The following is a 3,771-nucleotide window of genomic DNA, read 5'->3' on the forward strand; positions in this document are numbered from 1 at the left end:
ACCTCAGAAACCCAACGCCGCGCCGCCCTCGCACCCTGGCTGCACATCTACAACCACCACCGCGGCCACACCGCACTAGCAGGCCAACCCCCCGCCAGCCGCGTCACCAACCTGTCAGGGCAGTACAGCTAGGCGAGGGTTCGGGTCGGAACACGAATAAGCAGCGCGTCGCCTTGGCCGCCGCCGCCGCAGAGGCCGGCGGCGCCGAGGCCGCCGCCGCGGCGCTTCAGCTCGTAGGCCAGGGTCAGCACGATGCGGGCGCCGGACATGCCCACCGGGTGGCCGAGGGCGATGGCGCCGCCGTTGACGTTGACCTTGTCCGGGCCGACGCCGAGGTCGCGCATCGACTGGATGCCCACGGAGGCGAACGCCTCGTTGATCTCGATGACGTCGAGGTCGGCGACGTCCAGGCCCTCCTTGCCGAGCGCGTGCTTGATCGCGTTGGCCGGCTGGGACTGCAGCGAGTTGTCGGGACCCGCGACGTTGCCGTGCGCGCCGATCTCGGCCAGCCACGTCAGCCCGAGCTCCTCGGCCTTGGCCTTGGACATCACCACGACGGCGGCGGCGCCGTCGGAGATCTGCGAGGACGAGCCTGCCGTGATCGTCCCCTCCTTGCTGAAGGCGGGGCGCAGCTTCGCGAGGGTCTCGGCGGTGGTGTCGCCGCGCACGCCCTCGTCGGTGGAGAACACGACCGGCTCGCCGCGCCGCTGCGGGATCTCGACCGGCGCGATCTCGTCGTCGAACAGGCCGTTCTTGACGGCCTCGGCGGCGCGCTGGTGGGAGCGGGCGGAGAACTCGTCCTGCTCCTCGCGGGAGATGTCCAGCTTCGCGTTGTGCCGCTCGGTCGACTCGCCCATGGAGACGCCGTCGAACGCGTCCGTCAGCGCGTCGTAGGCCATGTGGTCGAGGACCTCGACGGAGCCGTACTTGTAGCCGCCGCGCGACTTCGGCAGCAGGTGCGGGGCCTGCGTCATCGACTCCATGCCGCCGGCGACGACGACGTCGAACTCGCCGGCCCTGATCAGCTGGTCGGCGAGCGCGATCGCGTCCAGGCCGGACAGGCACACCTTGTTGATCGTGATCGACGGGACGTTCATCGGGATGCCCGCCTTGACGGCCGCCTGCCGGGACGGGATCTGCCCCGCGCCCGCCTGGAGGACCTGGCCGAGGATCACGTACTGCACCTGGTCGCCGGTGATCCCGGCGCGCTCCAGCGCCGCCTTGACCGCGTGCGCTCCGAGGTCGGCGGCGGAGAAGTCCTTCAGCGAGCCCGTCAGGCGCCCGATGGGGGTGCGTGCTCCGGCGACGATCACGGACGTGGTCATGTGGGGGCCTCCAGGGTGGTGCTGCGGCGACGTTTGCCACCATACCCAGGAGAACCTCGTCCGGTTCAGTTCGCCCCCGCCTGTCCGCCCGAGTAGGGAGAAAGCCCATGCTGACCCGTATCGACCACATCGGTATCGCCTGTCACGACCTGGACGCCACCGTCAAGTTCTACAAGGCCACCTACGGCTTCACCGACGCCCACTTCGAGGTGAACGAGGAGCAGGGCGTCCGGGAGTGCATGCTCAAGATCAACGACACCGGCGACGGGGCGGCGAGCTACCTGCAGCTGATCGAGCCGATCCGGGACGACTCGCCGGTGGCCAAGTGGCTCGCGAAGAACGGCGAGGGCGTGCACCACATCGCGTTCGGGACCGACGGGACGGTCGAGGACGAGGCGGCCGGCATCGCGGGCAAGGGCGTCCGCGTCCTGTACGACGCGCCGCGCAACGGATCCATGGGATCCTTGATCAACTTTTTGCACCCCAAGGACTGCCACGGCGTCCTCACCGAGCTGGTGCAGAAGCGCTGATCGGGCCGCATGATCTTCAGGGCCCGCCGCCGCAGGGGCGCGACCGGATCGTGACGTGTTCGATATCACGGTGACGGGCGGCGGGCCTTTGACTGCCGCTCTGTGACCGTTCCGCCACATCTGGTGCATTTGTGGGGCGCGTACCTGCGCCGGAACCGACCCGGAGACGAGGGCCATAAAAGGGACAAAACACGCAGCGCGTCAAGATGAGCCCCCAACACGGCAGTGTCCGGAGTACGCTTCATTCGCCGGAAGAGGTCTGGGGCACTGCGCCCGTCATGCCAGGCGATCAACCGGTCCCCGGAACTACCCGTAGCCCCGTCACATCAGGATTGAGCCACATGCAGTCCGACATCGACGCCCAGCTCAGCAACTTCTTTGAAGACACGCCCCCGCGCGAATTCGACGTGGTGCTCCGCGGCTACGACCGGCACCAGGTCGACGAGCACATCAAGTCGCTCGACAACGAGGTCCGGCAGACCCGCGAGCAGACCCAGGCCCTGCAGCGGGAGCTGTCGGACGCCCATCGTCAGCTGCAGGAGCAGGAACGCCCCACGTACTCCGGTCTAGGCGCGCGCATCGAGCAGTTGCTCAGGCTCGCCGAGGAACAGGCCACCGAGCTCGTGCAGGCCGCCCGCTCCGAGGCGAACGAGATAAAGGCCGCCGCCAAGGTCGACGCCGCCGAGCAGCGCGCCACCGCGGAGAACGACGCCGCGGAACTGCGCGCCAACGCCCAGCGCGAGGGCGACGACATGCGCAACGCGGCCGAGCGCGAGGCGGAGGAGGTCCGCACCTCCGCCCGCCGCGAGGCCGACGAGCTGACCTCCACGACCGAGCGCGAGGTCGCCAAGCTGCGCGCGACCGCCGACCACGAGGTCGCCGAGAAGCGCGCCGCGGCCGAGCGGGAGATCGCGAAGCTGCGCACCACCACCGAGCGCGAGGTCGCGCAGCTGCGCGCGTCCACCAAGCGCGAGCGGGACGAGATCCTCACCACGGCCAAGCGGCAGGCCGACGAGATGCGGGCCCAGGCCCAGCGCATCCTGGAGGAGAGCGAGGCCCAGCGCGCCCAGGCCGAGGCCGAGTTCGAGATCCAGCTCGCCGCCCGCCGCGAGGAGGCCGACCGGCAGGACGCCGAGCGCCACTCGGCCGCCCAGGCCGCCACGCAGAAGCTCGTCGCCGAGGCCGAGCAGCGCGCCGCGTCCGCCGAGCAGCGGGCCGCCAAGGCCACCCAGCAGGCCGAGCAGACCCGGCGCGAGGCCGACTCGCACGCCAAGCAGCTCATGGCCAACGCGCGCAAGAACTCGGACAACGTCATCGCCGAGGCCAAGGCGCAGGCCGAGCAGCTGCTCGCCGAGACCAAGGCCGAGGCCGACCGCGTCCGGACGGCCGCGCAGCGCCAGGTGGACGAGCTCACGCGCCAGCGCGACAGCATCACCAGCCACCTCAACCAGCTGCGTCAGCTGATCGGCGGTGTCGCCCCGAACCTGGGCGGCGACGCCGAGCTGGCCGCGCCGCCGGAGCCGGCCGCGATCCCCGCGGCCGAGCCCAAGCCGGCCCCGCAGCAGGCCGAGCCGCCCCGGCAGCAGCCCGCTCAGCAGGCGAAGCAGGCCGCGCCCGCCAAGCAGGCCGCCCAGGCCAAGAAGTCCGACGAGGACGACGAGGACTGGTGGCAGGAGTGATCCGGCCGGCCGCCTGACGCGGCCGACATGTGACGGGAAAGCCTAGAGGCAGCGGAAACGCCTCTAGGCTTTCCGTCGTCTGACCCAGTAGCGCACTGTCCGCGGCTCCGGACGGGTGCCCCGGGAGAGCAGGACGGAAGAGGAGAGCGGCGTGTCCGACGAGACCCCCCACGAGGACGGACCGGAGGCGAAGCCCGGCACGGAACGGCCCGCCGCCGACCGCAAGGTCCCCGCTCC

Annotated in this window: 3 protein-coding genes and 1 pseudogene; 3 read left to right on the forward strand and 1 reads right to left on the reverse strand. The window is 70.8% G+C overall.

What is annotated here, in order from left to right:
• Positions 1-132: pseudogene (locus E1266_RS36125) on the forward strand (IS481 family transposase); the annotation flags it as partial.
• Here E1266_RS36125 and E1266_RS36130 read toward each other — a convergent pair.
• A complete protein-coding gene (locus tag E1266_RS36130) occupies positions 129-1,325 on the reverse strand; it encodes an acetyl-CoA C-acetyltransferase (protein ID WP_132054924.1) in 1,197 nt (398 codons plus the stop codon). The pseudogene E1266_RS36125 and the gene E1266_RS36130 overlap by 4 nt on opposite strands.
• Before the next feature lie 107 nt (positions 1,326-1,432).
• On the opposite strand from E1266_RS36130, the gene mce reads away from it, so the two are divergent.
• Positions 1,433-1,855 carry a methylmalonyl-CoA epimerase gene (mce, locus tag E1266_RS36135; protein ID WP_132054926.1) on the forward strand — a complete coding sequence of 141 codons (423 nt, stop codon included), beginning with the start codon at positions 1,433-1,435 and terminating at the stop codon, positions 1,853-1,855.
• Positions 1,856-2,196: 341 nt separating this feature from the next.
• On the forward strand, positions 2,197-3,534 hold the full coding sequence (locus E1266_RS36140; RefSeq protein WP_132054928.1) for a DivIVA domain-containing protein: 1,338 nt from the start codon (positions 2,197-2,199) through the stop codon (positions 3,532-3,534).
• Positions 3,535-3,771: the final 237 nt, after the last annotated feature.

It is taken from the genome of Actinomadura sp. 7K534, from assembly GCF_004348575.1.
Taxonomy (GTDB): Bacteria; Actinomycetota; Actinomycetes; order Streptosporangiales; family Streptosporangiaceae; genus Spirillospora; species Spirillospora livida.

Coding starts and splice junctions, on each gene's coding strand:
- E1266_RS36130 (WP_132054924.1), bottom strand. CDS start 1,325: ATGACCACGTCCGTGATCGTCGCCGGAGCACGCACCCCCATCGGGCGC.
- E1266_RS36140 (WP_132054928.1), top strand. CDS start 2,197: ATGCAGTCCGACATCGACGCCCAGCTCAGCAACTTCTTTGAAGACACG.
- mce (WP_132054926.1), top strand. CDS start 1,433: ATGCTGACCCGTATCGACCACATCGGTATCGCCTGTCACGACCTGGAC.